We start from the raw sequence: 15,444 nt of genomic DNA, 5'->3' as shown, positions 1-15,444 counted from the left end.
CTCGGGCGCCGCCCGGCTCCAATCGATCGAGGGGGTGAACGGCTGCAGAACAGGCACGGCGTCTCCTCACGGTGTGATGGATAAGCTGCCGGGATGAGCTCCGACGACGCAGCTAACGAAGCCTTTCACGCCGGACGACTGATTGCCCGGCGCTTGAGAGTCAGCGGAATCGACACCATCTTCACGCTGTCGGGTGGCCACCTGTTCTCGCTCTACGACGGCTGCCGCAGCGAGGGCATCCGGCTGATCGACACCCGCCACGAGCAGACCGCCGCGTTCGCCGCCGAAGGCTGGTCGAAAGTGACACGGCAGCCGGGTGTCGCAGCGCTGACCGCCGGGCCGGGCGTCACGAACGGGATGAGCCCGATGGCCGCCGCGCAACAGAATTCGTCGCCGCTGCTGGTTCTCGGCGGCCGCGCACCCGCCGGGCGGTGGGGGATGGGCTCGCTACAGGAGATCGACCACGTTCCGTTCGTGGCACCGCTTACCCGATTCGCCGCCACCGCGCCGTCGGCCGACGCCGTCAGCGGACTGATCGACGAGGCGCTGCGGGCCACGGTGGACGCTCCATCGGGAGTGGCGTTCATCGATATCCCGATGGACCACGCGTTTTCCGTTGCTGCCGACACCGGCGGTCCTGGGGCGCTGACCACGTCACCCGCCCCCACGCTGCCCGACGGCGATGCCTTGGACCGCGCCGTCAGCCTGCTCGCCGACGCGCAGCGACCGGTCATCATGGCCGGAACCAACGTGTGGTGGGGCCACGCCGAGCAGGCGCTGTTGCGGCTTGCCGAACAGCGCCGCATCCCGGTGCTGATGAACGGCATGGCCCGTGGCACCGTGCCCGCCGATCACCCGCTGGCGTTCTCGCGGGCCCGCTCAAAAGCTTTGGGGGAGGCCGATGTCGCGATCGTGGTCGGAGTGCCGATGGATTTCCGGCTGGGATTCGGCGGCGTGTTCGGCCAGGACACCGCGCTCATCGTCGCCGATCGCGTGCAGCCCGAACGCGACCACCCGCGGTCGATCGCGGCCGGGCTCTACGGCGATCTGTCGGCGACGCTGACGGTCCTGAGCGAGACTCCGCGCACCGAGATGACGGGCCACGAGGAGTGGGTCGCCGAATTGCGGGCGACCGAGTCCGCCGCTCGCGACCGCGAGCAGGGTGAGCTGGCCGACGATCGCAGCCCGCTGCACCCGATGCGGGTCTACGCCGAACTCGCTCCGATGCTGGACCGCGACGCGATCGTGGTCGTCGACGCCGGCGACTTCGGGTCCTACGCGGGCCGGGTGATCGACAGCTACGTCCCGGGCGCCTGGCTGGACAGCGGCCCGTTCGGCTGCCTCGGCTCGGGACCGGGTTACGCGCTGGCCGCGAAGCTGGCCCGCCCGCAGCGTCAGGTCGTTCTGCTGCAGGGCGACGGCGCATTCGGATTCAGCGGGATGGAGTGGGACACGCTGGTACGGCACAACATTCCGGTCGTTTCGGTGATCGGCAACAACGGCATCTGGGGGCTGGAACATCACCCGATGAAGGCCCTCTACGGCTATTCGGTGGTGGCCGAACTGCGGCCCGAGACCCGCTACGACGAGGTGGTGCGTGCCCTCGGCGGGCACGGCGAGCTGGTCTCGACGCCGGCCGAACTCCGCCCGGCGTTGACGCGCGCCTTCGACAGTGGTCTGCCCGCCGTCGTCAACGTCCTGACCGATCCCGACATCGCCTATCCGCGTCGGTCGAATCTGGCGTAGCCGACCGCGACCGTGCGCGGATGGACGCCGACCGTCGGCGTGTGGTGTCCAGACACGCACACTCGCGACGGGATAACCGGCGGCTAGTACCGTTGACCTGTGCCAAAGACCACAAGCTCCTCGTCCGGGCGCCTGAGCGGCCGCTTTTGGCGCCTGCTCGGCGCCAGCACCGAAAAGAACCAGGGGCGCTCGCTGGCCCAGGTGACCGCGTCGGCGGAGTACCAGAAGAAAGCGGCCGGGCTCGACGACGAGCAGCTGCGCAAAGCCGCCGGCCTGCTCGACCTGGCCGATTTGGCCGACGCCGACGACATTCCGCAATTCCTGGCCATCGCGCGCGAGGCGGCCGACCGCGCCACCGGGCTGAGGCCTTTCGATGTGCAGCTGCTGGGCGCGCTGCGGATGCTGGCCGGTGATGTGGTCGAAATGGCCACCGGTGAGGGTAAGACGCTGGCCGGTGCGATCGCCGCCGCCGGTTACGCACTGGGTGGCCGGCACGTACATGTCGTGACCATCAACGACTACCTGGCCCGCCGCGACGCAGAGTGGATGGGGCCGCTGCTGGAGTCGCTGGGCGTCACCGTCGGCTGGGTCACCGGCGAGTCAACCGCCGAGGAGCGACGCGCGGCCTACCAGAGCAATGTCACCTACGCCTCGATCAACGAGATCGGCTTCGACGTGCTGCGCGATCAGCTGGTCACCGACGTCGACGACCTGGTATCGCCCAACCCGGACGTCGCGCTGATCGACGAGGCCGACTCGGTGCTCGTCGATGAGGCGTTGGTGCCGCTGGTGCTGGCCGGCACCAGCCACCGCGAGCAGCCCCGGCTGGAGATCATCTCCCTGGTGGGCCGATTGCAGGCCGGCGAGGATTTCGACACCGACTCCGACAGCCGCAACGTCCACTTGACCGATGCCGGCGCCCACAAACTCGAAAAGCAGCTCGGCGGCATCGATCTGTACTCCGAAGAGCACGTCGGCACGACGCTCACCGAGGTCAACGTTGCCCTGCACGCGCATGTGCTGCTGCACCGCGACGTGCACTACATCGTCCGCGACGACGCGGTGCACCTGATCAACTCGTCCCGCGGCCGGATCGCCCAGCTGCAGCGCTGGCCCGACGGCCTGCAGGCGGCGGTCGAGGCCAAAGAGGGCATCGAGACCACCGAGACCGGCGAGGTGCTCGACACCATCACCGTCCAGGCGTTGGTCAACCGCTACCCGACGGTCTGCGGCATGACCGGAACCGCCTTGGCCGCAGGCGAACAGCTGCGTCAGTTCTACAAGCTCGGGGTGTCGCCGATCGCGCCGAACACGCCCAACGTCCGCGAGGACGAGACCGACCGGGTCTACATCACCGCCGCAGCCAAGATCGACGCGATCCTCGCCCACATCAGCGATGTGCACGCGACCGGGCAGCCCGTTCTGGTCGGCACCCACGACGTCGCCGAATCCGAAGAGCTGCATGAGCGTTTGCAGCGTCGCGGTGTCCCGGCGGTGGTGCTCAACGCCAAGAACGACGCCGAGGAGGCACAGGTGATCGCCGAGGCCGGAAAGCTCGGCGCGGTCACCGTGTCCACGCAGATGGCCGGCCGCGGCACCGACATCCGGCTCGGCGGCTCGGACGAGGCCGACCATGACAAGGTGGTCGAGCTCGGCGGTCTGCACGTGGTCGGCACCGGCCGGCACCACACCGAGCGACTGGACAATCAGCTGCGCGGCCGGGCCGGTCGTCAGGGCGATCCCGGGTCGTCGGTGTTCTTCTCCAGCTGGGAGGACGACGTCGCCGCGGCCAACCTGGAGCCCAACAAGCTGCCCACCCAGACCGACGACGAGGGTCGTGTCGTCAGCAACAAGGTCGCGGGCCTACTCGAGCACGCCCAGCGCGTCGCCGAGGGCCGCCTGCTCGACGTGCACGCCAACACCTGGCGCTACAACCAGCTGACCGCTCAGCAGCGCGCCATCATCGTGGAGCGGCGGAACACGCTGCTCAGCACCGCCGCTGCCCGTGAAGAGCTGGCCGAGTTGGCCCCCGACCGTTACGACGAACTGTCCGAACAGCTTTCCGAGGAACAGCTGGAGAAAATCTGCCGGCTGATCATGCTGTACCACCTCGACCGGGGCTGGGCGGACCATCTCGCCTACCTGGCCGACATCCGGGAGAGCATCCACCTGCGCGCCCTGGGGCGGCAGAACCCGCTCGACGAATTCCACCGGATGGCCGTCGATGCGTTCGCGTCGCTGGCCGCCGACGCGATCGAAGCCGCCCAACAGACCTTCGAGACCTCACCGGCGATCGAGAACGAGCCGGGCGTCGATCTGTCGAAACTGGCCCGTCCGACCTCGACGTGGACGTACATGGTGCACGACAACCCGCTGTCCGACGACTCACTGTCCGCGCTGAGCCTGCCCGGCATCTTCAGATGACGACCGCCCAGCCGCCCGCCCACGACAGGCTCCTCACGGTGCCCAACGTGCTCAGCGGGCTCCGTCTGGCGCTCATTCCGGTCTTCGTCTACCTGCTGCTGTTCGCGCACGCGGACGCACTCGCGGTCGCCATCCTGATGTTCAGTGGCGCGTCGGACTGGGCCGACGGCAAGATCGCCCGGCTGATGAACCAGTCCTCGAAGCTGGGCGCCTATCTCGACCCGTTCGTCGACCGGCTGTACATGGTGACGGTGCCGATCACGTTCGGGCTCGACCACATCATCCCGTGGTGGATCGTCGCCGTGCTGCTGGGCCGCGACGTGCTGCTGGCGGCCGAGTTGCCGCTGCTGCGCACCCGCGGCATCACCGCGTTGCCGGTGATCTACATCGGCAAGGCGGCGACGTTCGCGTTGATGTCGGCGTTTCCGCTGATCCTGCTCGGCCAGGGGGACGAGCAGTGGAGTCGCGCCGTATTGGCTTGCGGCTGGGCCTTTTTGGTGTGGGGCACCTACATGTACCTGTGGTCGTTCGTGGTGTACGCCTGGCAGGTGATCATCGTGTTACGCCGGATGCCTCCGGTGCGGGTCGGCCATGCCTGACCAGGCGCTGGGCGGCTACGAACCGTACGCGGGGCTCAGCGCCCACGAGGCCGGTCGGGTGCAGCGCATTCCGGTGCCGTCGCTGCTGCGCGCGCTGCTCTCCGAGCACCTCGATCCGGGTTACGCGGCCGCGGCGGCCAATCGGGCCGGTGACGAGAAGCCGACAGGGCGCGCGCGCATCCAGGGTTGGTTCTGGCAGGCGCTGGCTGCGTTGCTGGTAGCGGCGGTGTTCGCTGCCGCGGTCGCCCAGGCCCGGTTGGTAGCACCCGGTGTCAGCGCGGCGCAGCGGGTGCTCGCCAGCGGTGTGCGCTCGGAGGAAAAGACCACCGGGCAGCTCACCCGGCAGCGCAATACGCTTGCGGCGCAACGTGATGAGGTGCAACGGCAGGCGTTGGCCGAGGACGCCGCGGGCCGGAAGTTGCTCGCCAGCCTCGACCGGCTCAGCCTGGCGGCCGCCAGCACACCGGTCACCGGTCCGGGCCTGAGCGTGACGGTGACCGACCCCGGCGTCGGACCGAACCTGTCGGATGTGTCCAAACAGCGGGTGGCCGGCAGTCAGCAGATCATCCTCGACCGCGACCTGCAGTTGGTGGTCAACTCGTTGTGGGCCAGCGGCGCTGAGGCCATCTCGGTCGGCGGAGTACGGATCGGGCCGAATGTGACGATCCGGCAGGCGGGCGGCGCAATCCTTGTCGACAACAACCCGACGAGCAGCCCGTATGCCGTTATCGCGGTGGGGCCGCCGCATGCCATGCAGGATGTGTTCGACAACAGCCCGGCGCTGCGTCGTCTGCGACTCCTGGAGACCTCGTACGGGGTCGGCGTCAACGTCAGCGCGAAAGACAACCTCACGCTGCCCGCCGGGGCGGTACGAAACGTGAAGTTCGCCAAACAGATTGGCCCGTCGTAATGCGACACAAGCGAAAGGTTGAGGTCGTAGAAGTGAGGCATCGATGATCGGTATCGCAGCCCTGGCCGTCGGCATCGTGCTCGGCTTGGTCTTCCACCCGAACGTGCCGGAGATCGTGCAGCCGTATCTGCCGATCGCGGTGGTCGCCGCCCTGGACGCGGTGTTCGGCGGGCTGCGGGCTTACCTGGAGCGGATTTTCGATCCGAAGGTCTTCGTGGTGTCGTTCGTGTTCAACGTCCTGGTAGCGGCGCTGGTGGTCTACGTCGGTGACCAGTTGGGTGTCGGCACGCAGCTGTCGACCGCGATCATCGTCGTCCTGGGCATTCGGATCTTCGGCAACGCCGCCGCGCTGCGCCGCAGGCTGTTCGGGGCGTAGCGGGTATGAGGCCGACATGAGCGACACCGGCACCGATCCCGACGACGCGACCCAGAAGCTGGAGCACGTCGCCGACGACGAGGCGACACAGAAGCTCGAGCAGGCGTCACCCGACGACGACGACCACCACGGACGACACGAATTGGCGCCGCACGAGCCGAAACCGGCCATCGGCGAGTTGCAGCCGCGGGGTTTTCTCCGGCGTGGCCGCACCGTGTTCGGCACGCTGGCGCTGATGCTCTGCCTGCTGTTGGGCGTGGCAATCGCAACTCAGGTGCGCCAGACCACGACCGGCGACTCCCTGGACACCGCCCGTCCGGCGGACCTGTTGGTGCTCCTGGATTCGCTGCGCCAACGCGAAGCCACGCTGAGCACCGAGGTCGCCGAACTGCAACGCTCCTTGAACGCTTTGCAGGCCTCGGGCAGCAACGACCAGACCGCCATTCAGAACGCCCAGGCCCGGCTGGCGGCGCTGTCGATCCTGATCGGCACCGTCGGCGCCACCGGGCCCGGTGTCAACGTCCGGATCGACGATCCCGGACCGGGGGTGGCGCCGCAGGCGTTGCTCGACGTGCTCGACGAGCTGCGGGCAGCCGGAGCCGAGGCCATCCAGATCAGCGATCGACGCGACGCGGTGCGAACCGGCGTCGACACCTGGATCGTCGGCGCTCCCGGGGCTCTCACCGTAGACGGCAAGACTCTGACGCAACCGTATTCCGTTGTCGCCATTGGTGATCCACCCACCCTGGCAGCGGCGATGAACATTCCTGGCGGGGCGGTGGACAGCGTCAAACGCGTCGGCGGAACCATGACGGTGCAGCAGGCGGACAAGGTGAGCATCACCGCCTTGCGGCAACCAAAACCGCGCCAATACGCTCAGCCAGTCAAATAGTCAGCGACCAGAACAGGAACACCGTGAGCGAAATCCCGCCCGATTTGCACTACACCACCGACCACGAGTGGGTTCGGCGCACCGGTGACGACACCGTCCGGGTGGGCATCACGGACTTCGCGCAATCGGCCCTCGGCGACGTCGTGTACGTCCGGCTGCCCGACGTGGGCGACAAGCTGAACGCGGGTGAAGCTTTCGGCGAGGTGGAGTCCACCAAGTCCGTATCGGACCTGTACGCGCCGGTGTCGGCGAAAGTCGTTGCAGTCAACGAGGATCTGGATGGCAGCCCCGATCTGGTCAACTCCGAGCCATATGGTGGCGGCTGGCTCGTTGACCTCCAGGTTGACAGTGCCGCCCTGGACAAGAGTTTCGGCGAGCTGCTGGACGCGGAGACGTACCGTAGCTCGCTGGCCGAATGACCCTGTTATCGTTCCCTGCGCCCGGCGACAACGCGGGCCGCACCGGGGCGGAAGTCGCGCGGCTATCAGATGTAGCCGCCGATCCGGCGGGGGACGGCACATCGGGCTCCCGTGCGCGGTACGGTCGTCACATCGACGGTCACTGCGGGTGGGAAGCCGGTCGACCGGACCCAACCGGACAACGCAGAAGTGGCTAGTGAGGAGCAGCGGGTGACGGACAAGGACAACGACTTGAATTCTGATGAAGTCACCGTGGAAACGACATCGGTTTTCCGCGCCGACTTTCTCAATGAGCTGGACGCTCCCGCACAGAAGGGCGCCGATACCTCGGTGTCCGGCGTGGAGGGGCTGCCGGCCGGTTCAGCGTTGCTGGTCGTCAAACGGGGGCCGAACGCCGGCTCCCGCTTCCTGCTCGATCAACCGACCACGTCGGCCGGTCGGCACCCGGACAGCGACATCTTTCTCGACGACGTCACGGTGAGCCGGCGGCACGCCGAATTCCGTTTGGAAACCGACGAGTTCCACGTCGTGGACGTCGGCAGCCTCAACGGCACCTACGTCAACCGCGAGCCGGTCGACTCGGCCGTGCTGGCCAACGGCGACGAGGTCCAGATCGGCAAATTCCGTTTGGTCTTCCTGACTGGGCCCAAGGTTGGTGAAGACGGAGGGCCCGGAAGCTAGTGACCGCGCCCGAGACCTCCGCACTGAGCGGGATGTCGATCGGAGCGGTCCTCGACCTGCTGCGGCCGGACTTCCCGGATGTGACGATCTCCAAGATTCGATTCTTGGAGGCCGAGGGTCTCGTAACGCCGCAGCGCGCGGCGTCGGGCTATCGCCGGTTCACCGCCTACGACTGCGCTCGGCTGCGTTTCATTCTGACCGCGCAGCGTGATCAGTACCTGCCGCTGAAAGTGATCAAGGCCCAGCTGGACGCCCAACCGGACGGCGAGCTGCCACTTGCCGGATCGCCTTACGGTGTACCGCGATTGGTGACGGTCGGCGAAGTGACGCCGGCCGAAGCGGACCCGGTGTCAGTCACCGCTGCCGGTGTCCGGCTCAGCCGCGAAGACCTGCTGGATCGCTCGGGAGTGGACGAAGATCTGCTGACCTCGCTGCTCAAAGCGGGCGTGATCACCACCGGCCCGGGCGGATTCTTCGACGAGCACGCCGTGGTGATCCTGCAGTGCGCTCGCGCGCTGGCTGACTACGGAGTCGAACCGCGCCACCTACGGGCATTCCGCTCGGCCGCCGATCGACAATCCGACCTGATCGCGCAGATCGCCGGACCCCTCGGAAAGGCCGGCAAAGCGGGTTCTCGCGACCGCGCAGACGACCTGGCGCGCGAGGTCGCTGCCCTCGCCATCACGCTGCACACCTCACTGATCAAGTCCGCAGTGCGCGACGTTCTCCACCGCTGAAGGACTAGACTTCAGAACCACAGCTTGTGTACGGCGGCTTGGTGTTTGCAACGCGACGCCTACGCAGGTCTGAGTCGTAACGGCAGCACGTGCGGAGGGCAGACACAGATGGGTGAAGTTCGCGTCGTCGGCATTCGCGTCGAGCAGCCGCAGAACCAGCCGGTGCTTTTGCTGCGCGAGGCCAACGGCGACCGTTACCTGCCCATCTGGATCGGCCAGTCCGAAGCCGCCGCGATCGCCCTCGAGCAGCAGGGAGTCGAGCCGCCGCGCCCGCTGACTCACGATCTGATCCGCGATCTCATTGGTGCGCTTGGCCATTCGCTCAAAGAAGTCAGAATCGTCGACCTGCAGGAAGGCACCTTCTACGCCGACCTGATTTTCGACCGCAACATCACCGTCTCGGCGCGACCGTCCGATTCGGTGGCCATCGCGTTGCGGGTGGGCGTGCCGATCTTCGTCGAAGAGGCGGTGCTGGCCGAGGCCGGCCTGCTGATCCCCGACGAGAGCGACGACGAGCCGTCCACGACCGTCCGCGAAGACGAAGTCGAGAAGTTCAAGGAGTTTTTGGACAGCGTCTCGCCCGACGATTTCAAAGCCACTTAGCACGCTGACCGGCGGGGGCCGGCACATTTTTGCGGCGTGCCGCGATTGCGCAATGCAGATCTGAATCGGCAACATCACGGATCCGTCTCATCTGCGAGTTCGACCTCGACACGCCCGGCGGATAGCGTCGAGTACCGGCTGCCACCGCCATACTTTCCTTCGACTGAACAGTTCTACAAACACGGCAACGGGTCGAAAAGCGTATGCTCACAGGCACTCGATTGAGCAAACGCGGAAACCTGCAGCCCGTAACGAGCGCGATCGGCGAGAGGATGCCCCCGTGGGAGATCAGCCACGTCAGGATCAACTGGATCTCGAGTCCGTGACTACGCTCGACGACAGTGCGGCGGCTCAGCCCGATCCAGCGATCCACGTGTCGGCCGAACCCGTGCAGGGCGGCCTGTTTCCCGACGATTCGGTGCCCGACGAACTGGTCGGCTATCGCGGCCCCAGCGCATGCCAGATCGCCGGCATCACCTATCGGCAGCTCGACTACTGGGCCCGGACCTCGCTGGTGGTGCCATCGATTCGCGGCGCCGCCGGTTCGGGCAGCCAGCGCCTGTACTCGTTCAAAGACATCCTGGTGCTCAAGATCGTCAAGCGCCTGCTCGACACCGGTATCTCGCTGCACAACATTCGCGTCGCGGTCGACCACCTCCGCCAGCGCGGGGTGCAGGACCTGGCCAACATCACGCTGTTCTCCGACGGCACCACGGTGTACGAGTGCACGTCCGCCGAGGAGGTCGTCGACCTGCTGCAGGGCGGTCAGGGCGTGTTCGGCATCGCGGTCTCCGGCGCGATGCGCGAACTGACCGGAGCCATCGCCGATTTCCCGGGCGAGCGCGCCGACGGCGGCGAGTCGATTGCCGCGCCGGAAGACGAGCTGGCGTCGCGGCGCAAGCATCGCGACCGCAAGATCGGCTGATCCGAACTCCTCACTCACCGCGAGCGTGCGCAGTGGCACGCTGGAATCGGTGTGTCGCCGTACGAACACGCACGCTCGCGGCCTAGTAAGCTGGCAACGCATCGTTCTTGCGCGGGAGAGTTCCGTGGCCGCCAGCCACGGGCGCCGAAGGAGCAATACCTCTCCGTCAACCTCTCAGGCACCCGGACCGCGCCGGACCCCGATGCCTCTGGAAAGTGGTGACCTCTGGTCACCCGCCCATGGGGAAAGACATCTCGATGTCGAATCTCTCAGGCGCCGACGACAGAGGGGGAGGACCTGCCCTCGTGTCTGGAGTCCGCCCATGTCCGACTACACCAACCCGCGCTTCGCCGACCGACACATCGGCCCAGACAGTGCCGCCATCGCGACGATGCTCGAGGTCATCGGCGTCGACTCGCTCGACGCGCTGGCCCGGCGTGCGCTGCCGGCCGGAATCCTCGACGCGCTGACCGAGTCGGGCGACGCGCCCGGACTGGACCAGTTGCCGCCGGCGGCCAGCGAGGCGGAGGCCTTGGCCGAGTTGCGGTCGCTGGCGGATCAGAACACCACCGCGGTGTCGATGATCGGCCAGGGTTACTACGACACCTACACACCGCCGGTTCTGCTGCGCAACATCCTGGAGAACCCCGCCTGGTACACCGCCTACACGCCGTACCAGCCGGAGATCAGCCAGGGCCGGCTTGAAGCGCTGCTGAACTTCCAGACCATGGTCGCCGACCTGACCGGCCTCGAGGTGGCCAACGCGTCGATGCTCGACGAGGGCACCGCGGCCGCCGAAGCGATGACGCTGATGCACCGGGCCGTGCGCGGTAACGCGAACCGGCTGGCGGTCGACGTGGACGTCTTCGCCCAGTCCGCCGCGATTCTCGCCACTCGCGCCGAGCCGCTGGGCATCGAGATCGTCACCGCCGACCTGCGGGACGGCCTGCCGGACGGGGAATTCTTCGGGGTGATCGCCCAGCTGCCCGGCGCCAGCGGCCGGGTCACCGACTGGTCGGCGCTGATCTCCGAAGCACACGACCGCGGCGCGCTGGTGGCCGTGGGCGCCGACCTGCTGGCGCTCACCGTGATCACGCCTCCGGGAGAGATCGGGGCCGACGTCGCCTTCGGCAACACTCAACGTTTCGGTGTGCCAATGGGATTCGGCGGACCGCACGCCGGCTACCTGGTGGTGCACCAAAAGCATGCCCGCCAGTTGCCGGGCCGGCTGGTGGGGGTGTCCGTCGATGCCGACGGCTCGCCCGCGTTCCGGTTGGCGCTCCAGACCCGCGAGCAGCACATCCGCCGCGACAAGGCGACCAGCAACATCTGTACCGCCCAGGTGCTCCTGTCGGTGATGGCCGCCATGTACGCCAGCTACCACGGTGCCGACGGGCTGACCGGTATCGCGCAACGCGTGCACAGCCACGCCCGAGCGATTGCCGCCGCTCTTGGCGATAAGTTGGTGCACGACAAGTTCTTTGACACCGTCGTGGGTAAGGTCCCGGGCCGGGCCGACGAGGTGATCGCGGCCGCCAAGGCCAGCGGTATCAACCTGTGGCGCATCGACGACGATCACGTGTCGGTGACATGCGACGAGGTGACCACCGACGCCCATGTCGCAGCGGTGCTGAATGCGTTCGGCATCGATGCAGCCGAAACCTCGTCGAGTGACATCGCCACGCGCACATCGGAATTCCTGACCCACCCGGCCTTCGTCAACTACCGCACCGAGACGTCGATGATGCGATACCTGCGCGCGTTGGCGGACAAGGATCTTGCGTTGGACCGCACGATGATTCCGCTGGGCTCGTGCACGATGAAGCTCAACGCGGCGGCCGAGATGGAGCCGGTCACCTGGCCGGAGTTCGCGCGTCAGCATCCGTTCGCCCCGGCCTCCGACAGCCAGGGCTTGCGTCGGCTGATCGCCGACCTGGAAACCTGGCTGGTGCAACTGACCGGCTATGACGCGGTGTCGTTGCAGCCCAACGCCGGATCGCAGGGGGAGTACGCCGGCCTGCTGGCCATCCACGCCTACCACGCGAGCCGCGGCGAGTCAGAGCGCAACATCTGCCTGATCCCGTCCAGCGCCCACGGCACCAATGCCGCGTCCGCCGCACTGGCCGGCATGAAAGTCGTCGTGGTGGCCTGCCGATCGAACGGCGACGTCGACCTCGACGACCTGCGCGCGAAGGTCACCGAGCACGCGGATCGGTTGTCGACGCTGATGATCACCTACCCGTCGACGCACGGAGTGTACGAGCAGGACGTCGAGGAGGTCTGCGCCGCCGTGCACGACGCCGGTGGCCAGGTGTACATCGACGGCGCCAACCTGAACGCGCTGGTCGGATTGGCGCGTCCGGGCAAGTTCGGCGGCGACGTCAGCCATCTGAATCTGCACAAGACCTTCTGCATCCCGCACGGCGGCGGCGGTCCCGGTGTCGGACCAGTCGCGGCGCGGTCGCACCTGGCGCCTTTCCTGCCCGGCCATCCGTACGCACCCGAGTTGCCGTCCGGTCCGCCCGTCTCGGCGGCGCCCTACGGTTCGGCGTCCATCCTGCCGATCAGCTGGGCCTACATCCGGATGATGGGCGCACCGGGATTGCGCGCCGCGTCGTTGACCGCGATCGCCTCGGCGAACTACATCGCCCGACGTCTCGACGAGTACTACCCGGTGCTCTACACCGGCGAGAACGGCATGGTGGCCCACGAGTGCATCCTGGACCTGCGGCCGATCACCAAGTCGACCGGCGTGACCGTCGACGACGTCGCAAAGCGGTTGGCGGACTACGGCTTTCACGCTCCGACGATGAGCTTCCCGGTGGCCGGCACGCTGATGGTCGAGCCGACCGAAAGCGAGAGCCTTGCCGAGGTCGACGCGTTCTGCGAGGCGATGATCGCTATCCGCGGTGAGATCGACAAGGTCGGCGCCGGGGAGTGGCCGGTGGAGGACAACCCGCTGCGCGGTGCACCGCACACCGCCGAGTGCCTGCTGGTCGACAAGTGGGAGCACCCCTACACCCGCGAGGTTGCCGCGTACCCGCTGGGCAAGGGTTACCGGCCGAAGGTGTGGCCGCCGGTGCGCCGCATCGACGGCGCCTACGGCGACCGCAACCTGGTGTGCTCGTGCCCGCCGGTGGAGTCGTACGCCTAGCCGAGCGACGACGCAGAGCGCGCAGCGCGATGCGGAGGAGCCCGGCAATCAGGCCTAGCCGGGTGACGATGCAGAGCGCGCAGCGCGATGCGGAGGAGTCCGGCAATCAGACCTAGCCGCTGAGCGCGGCCAGGATCTGCTGCGGGATGGTGTCGACAAGCTGAGTGATCAGCCCGCCGAAGCCATCGATGTCGATGGTGGCGATGTCGCCGAGGCCCAAGTCGCCGAGCAGCCCACCGATGGTCAGGTTGGTCAGGTCGCCGAGGTTGCTCAGATCCAGCGCATAGTCGGAAAGTCCAAGGTCGCCCAGCAGCGTGTTCAGATCGATGGTGTTGAGCAGGTCGGTGATCTGCAATCCACCGGCACCCAGGTTGTCCAGCAGGCCAGTGAGGGACAGGTCACCCGTAGTTGCCGGGAAGCCCAGGCCCTCGAGCAGGTCCGCGACGGACAAGTCGGTCGGCGTGATGTCGCTGACCCCGAGGGCCCCGAGGATATTCGCGAGGCTGTCGTTCAACGTCTGACCACCCAGCAACTGTCCGATGCTGATGTCGTTCAGCTCCGATGTCAGAGAGCTGAGGCTGAGCAGGTTGCTGGTGTTCAAGCCGATGGTCCCGAGGATCGGGTTCAGGAGTCCGGCGACCGGCCCGAGCACACCACTCAGTACGCCGTTCAGGGAGTTGAAGAGGGGCGCCAGCAGGCCCAGGTTCGACAGTCCGGTGCCCAAGCCCGTGTCAAGGAAGGAGCCGAACCCGAGGTTGTCCAACAGTCCGGCGAGCCCGATGTTGACCGTCGGGTCGATCCCGAAGAGGTTCAGCACACTGTCAAGGCTGAGGCTGTTGAGGTCGACATTGGTGTTCAAGCCCAGGTCGCTCAAAAAGTCGGTCAGGCTGAAGCTGCCCAGCCCAAGGCCGCCGAGGCCGAGGTCACCCAGCAATCCGCTCAGTGTCGGGTTGCCAAGTAGTGTGCCCAACCCGTCGTCGCCGATTCCCAAGGCGGTGAACAGTCCGCCCAGATCCAGATTGCCCAGGCCGATCTGGTTCAGCAGGTCGGTCAAATTGATCCCGAGGCTGCTGAGGCTGATGTCTCCCACGCCCAGCGTGTCCAGCAGGTTGGCCAGGTTGAGGTTGACGCTGACGTCCTGCAGCGGCGCCAAGATGCCGTTGAAGCCGGCGATGTTGATCAGCCCGCCCAGCAGGCTGATGTTGTCGGTGCCGTTGAGGAAGGCGTTCGCGATGACGGCCGGCGCTTCGAGCAGCGTGGTGAACGCGCCGGACGGGTTGGTGGCGAGCTGCGCGACCACATCGTTGACCGCGTTGAGCGCGGCACCTTCGGCACCGATCTGGGCGAGAAGCAATTCGAGCCCCGGCGGCAGGTCGATGTTCACTGTCGCGGGCAGGGTGCCGACGCTCGCATCAACGGTCGGGGACAGATCCGTCAGTGCCTGAAAAACGCCGAGCGGATTACTGAGGAGCGCCTGAAAGACGCCCGTGATGGCCGTCAGGTCGGTGTTGGCGGAGATGTTGGCGAGGTTGGCAGTCGTGTCGGTGAGCAGATCCGACCAGGCATCGACCAACTTCACCGAGTGCGTCTGGATCTCCGGCAGCGGCACGACGACCGGGGTGACGGCGATCATGCTGGCCCCGACCAGTGCAATCCCGGCGGTGGCGTACGGGCGAAGTACCTGTTGCATGGCCCCCAACTCCTTCAAGACAACGGGTCGACTGTGACTCGCACCACAACTTTTGACTGGACATTAACTACGGAAAGCGTTGCACGCAAGTACAACGCCTCAGCAGAAATTGAGTGTCGTCACAGGTAGCGAGCTGGTTCGCCTATTGACATCACATTCTTTTCACAGCTTCGCGTCGCACTGTCATGCGAAAAAATCGAACGAGCTCGAATTTTAGCTGAGTGCAGTCTGAGACATCGGACGATTCGGCCGAAAATCCCACCCCGGTCGGGCGTCGAACAGAGCCTT

13 protein-coding genes and 1 riboswitch are annotated in these 15,444 nt (G+C 66.8%); of the genes, 12 read left to right on the top strand and 1 reads right to left on the bottom strand.

Annotation, left to right across the window (positions count from 1 at the left end; genetic code table 11):
- Positions 1–93 precede the first annotated feature (93 nt).
- From CYU59_RS11880 to gcvP, 12 genes are all read left to right on the top strand, one after another.
- Complete coding sequence (locus CYU59_RS11880; protein WP_292989477.1) at positions 94–1,746, top strand: acetolactate synthase; 1,653 nt, start codon at positions 94–96, stop codon at positions 1,744–1,746.
- Between the two features lie 99 nt (positions 1,747–1,845).
- Positions 1,846–4,170, top strand: coding sequence for an accessory Sec system translocase SecA2 (gene secA2 / locus CYU59_RS11875; RefSeq protein WP_292989474.1), 2,325 nt, complete (start codon positions 1,846–1,848; stop codon positions 4,168–4,170).
- Positions 4,167–4,769, top strand: a complete 603-nt coding sequence (locus tag CYU59_RS11870) for a CDP-alcohol phosphatidyltransferase family protein (protein ID WP_292989472.1) — start codon at positions 4,167–4,169, stop codon at positions 4,767–4,769. Before secA2 ends, CYU59_RS11870 begins: the two co-directional genes overlap by 4 nt.
- The gene (locus tag CYU59_RS11865; RefSeq protein ID WP_292989470.1) at positions 4,762–5,679 is read left to right on the top strand and encodes a DUF881 domain-containing protein; all 918 of its coding nucleotides are present in this window, start codon (positions 4,762–4,764) and stop codon (positions 5,677–5,679) included. The genes CYU59_RS11870 and CYU59_RS11865 overlap by 8 nt, the downstream gene beginning before the upstream one ends.
- 43 nt (positions 5,680–5,722) lie before the next feature.
- The gene (locus tag CYU59_RS11860; protein ID WP_285189451.1) at positions 5,723–6,055 is read left to right on the top strand and encodes a DUF1290 domain-containing protein; all 333 of its coding nucleotides are present in this window, start codon (positions 5,723–5,725) and stop codon (positions 6,053–6,055) included.
- A gap of 16 nt (positions 6,056–6,071) precedes the next feature.
- Complete coding sequence (locus CYU59_RS11855; RefSeq protein WP_292989460.1) at positions 6,072–6,947, top strand: DUF881 domain-containing protein; 876 nt, start codon at positions 6,072–6,074, stop codon at positions 6,945–6,947.
- A gap of 23 nt (positions 6,948–6,970) precedes the next feature.
- Positions 6,971–7,366 (top strand): glycine cleavage system protein GcvH, encoded by a 396-nt coding sequence (gene gcvH / locus CYU59_RS11850; protein WP_292989458.1) that lies wholly within the window; start codon positions 6,971–6,973, stop codon positions 7,364–7,366.
- 210 nt (positions 7,367–7,576) lie between these two features.
- On the top strand, positions 7,577–8,047 hold the full coding sequence (gene garA, locus CYU59_RS11845; protein WP_292989457.1) for a glycogen accumulation regulator GarA: 471 nt from the start codon (positions 7,577–7,579) through the stop codon (positions 8,045–8,047).
- Positions 8,047–8,784: a MerR family transcriptional regulator gene (locus tag CYU59_RS11840; RefSeq protein WP_292989455.1), complete on the top strand. Its 738-nt coding sequence runs from the start codon at positions 8,047–8,049 to the stop codon at positions 8,782–8,784. Before garA ends, CYU59_RS11840 begins: the two co-directional genes overlap by 1 nt.
- Before the next feature lie 108 nt (positions 8,785–8,892).
- The gene (locus tag CYU59_RS11835) at positions 8,893–9,387 is read left to right on the top strand and encodes a bifunctional nuclease family protein (RefSeq protein ID WP_292989453.1); all 495 of its coding nucleotides are present in this window, start codon (positions 8,893–8,895) and stop codon (positions 9,385–9,387) included.
- 280 nt (positions 9,388–9,667) lie between these two features.
- The gene (locus CYU59_RS11830) at positions 9,668–10,312 is read left to right on the top strand and encodes a MerR family transcriptional regulator (RefSeq protein WP_292989451.1); all 645 of its coding nucleotides are present in this window, start codon (positions 9,668–9,670) and stop codon (positions 10,310–10,312) included.
- Between the two features lie 102 nt (positions 10,313–10,414).
- Positions 10,415–10,512: riboswitch (glycine riboswitch) on the top strand.
- A 122-nt stretch (positions 10,513–10,634) separates the two neighbouring features.
- Complete coding sequence (gene gcvP, locus CYU59_RS11825; RefSeq protein ID WP_292989449.1) at positions 10,635–13,466, top strand: aminomethyl-transferring glycine dehydrogenase; 2,832 nt, start codon at positions 10,635–10,637, stop codon at positions 13,464–13,466.
- A gap of 112 nt (positions 13,467–13,578) precedes the next feature.
- Here the strand turns inward: gcvP and CYU59_RS11820 are convergent, their stop codons facing one another.
- Positions 13,579–15,156, bottom strand: coding sequence for a hypothetical protein (locus CYU59_RS11820; protein ID WP_292989448.1), 1,578 nt, complete (start codon positions 15,154–15,156; stop codon positions 13,579–13,581).
- Between the last annotated feature and the right edge of the window lie 288 nt (positions 15,157–15,444).

Source organism: Mycobacterium sp. (assembly GCF_002863225.1).
In the GTDB taxonomy this organism is placed as follows: domain Bacteria; phylum Actinomycetota; class Actinomycetes; order Mycobacteriales; family Mycobacteriaceae; genus Mycobacterium.
The sequence above is the reverse complement of the archived record's forward strand: the minus strand, read 5'-3'. Positions and strand labels throughout refer to the sequence as shown.

Excerpts from the sequence above, each read along its gene's own strand:
- gcvP (WP_292989449.1), top strand. The coding sequence starts at position 10,635 with ATGTCCGACTACACCAACCCGCGCTTCGCCGACCGACACATCGGCCCA.
- CYU59_RS11835 (WP_292989453.1), top strand. The coding sequence starts at position 8,893 with ATGGGTGAAGTTCGCGTCGTCGGCATTCGCGTCGAGCAGCCGCAGAAC.
- CYU59_RS11865 (WP_292989470.1), top strand. The coding sequence starts at position 4,762 with ATGCCTGACCAGGCGCTGGGCGGCTACGAACCGTACGCGGGGCTCAGC.
- CYU59_RS11820 (WP_292989448.1), bottom strand. The coding sequence starts at position 15,156 with ATGCAACAGGTACTTCGCCCGTACGCCACCGCCGGGATTGCACTGGTC.
- CYU59_RS11855 (WP_292989460.1), top strand. The coding sequence starts at position 6,072 with ATGAGCGACACCGGCACCGATCCCGACGACGCGACCCAGAAGCTGGAG.
- CYU59_RS11870 (WP_292989472.1), top strand. The coding sequence starts at position 4,167 with ATGACGACCGCCCAGCCGCCCGCCCACGACAGGCTCCTCACGGTGCCC.
- CYU59_RS11880 (WP_292989477.1), top strand. The coding sequence starts at position 94 with ATGAGCTCCGACGACGCAGCTAACGAAGCCTTTCACGCCGGACGACTG.
- CYU59_RS11860 (WP_285189451.1), top strand. The coding sequence starts at position 5,723 with ATGATCGGTATCGCAGCCCTGGCCGTCGGCATCGTGCTCGGCTTGGTC.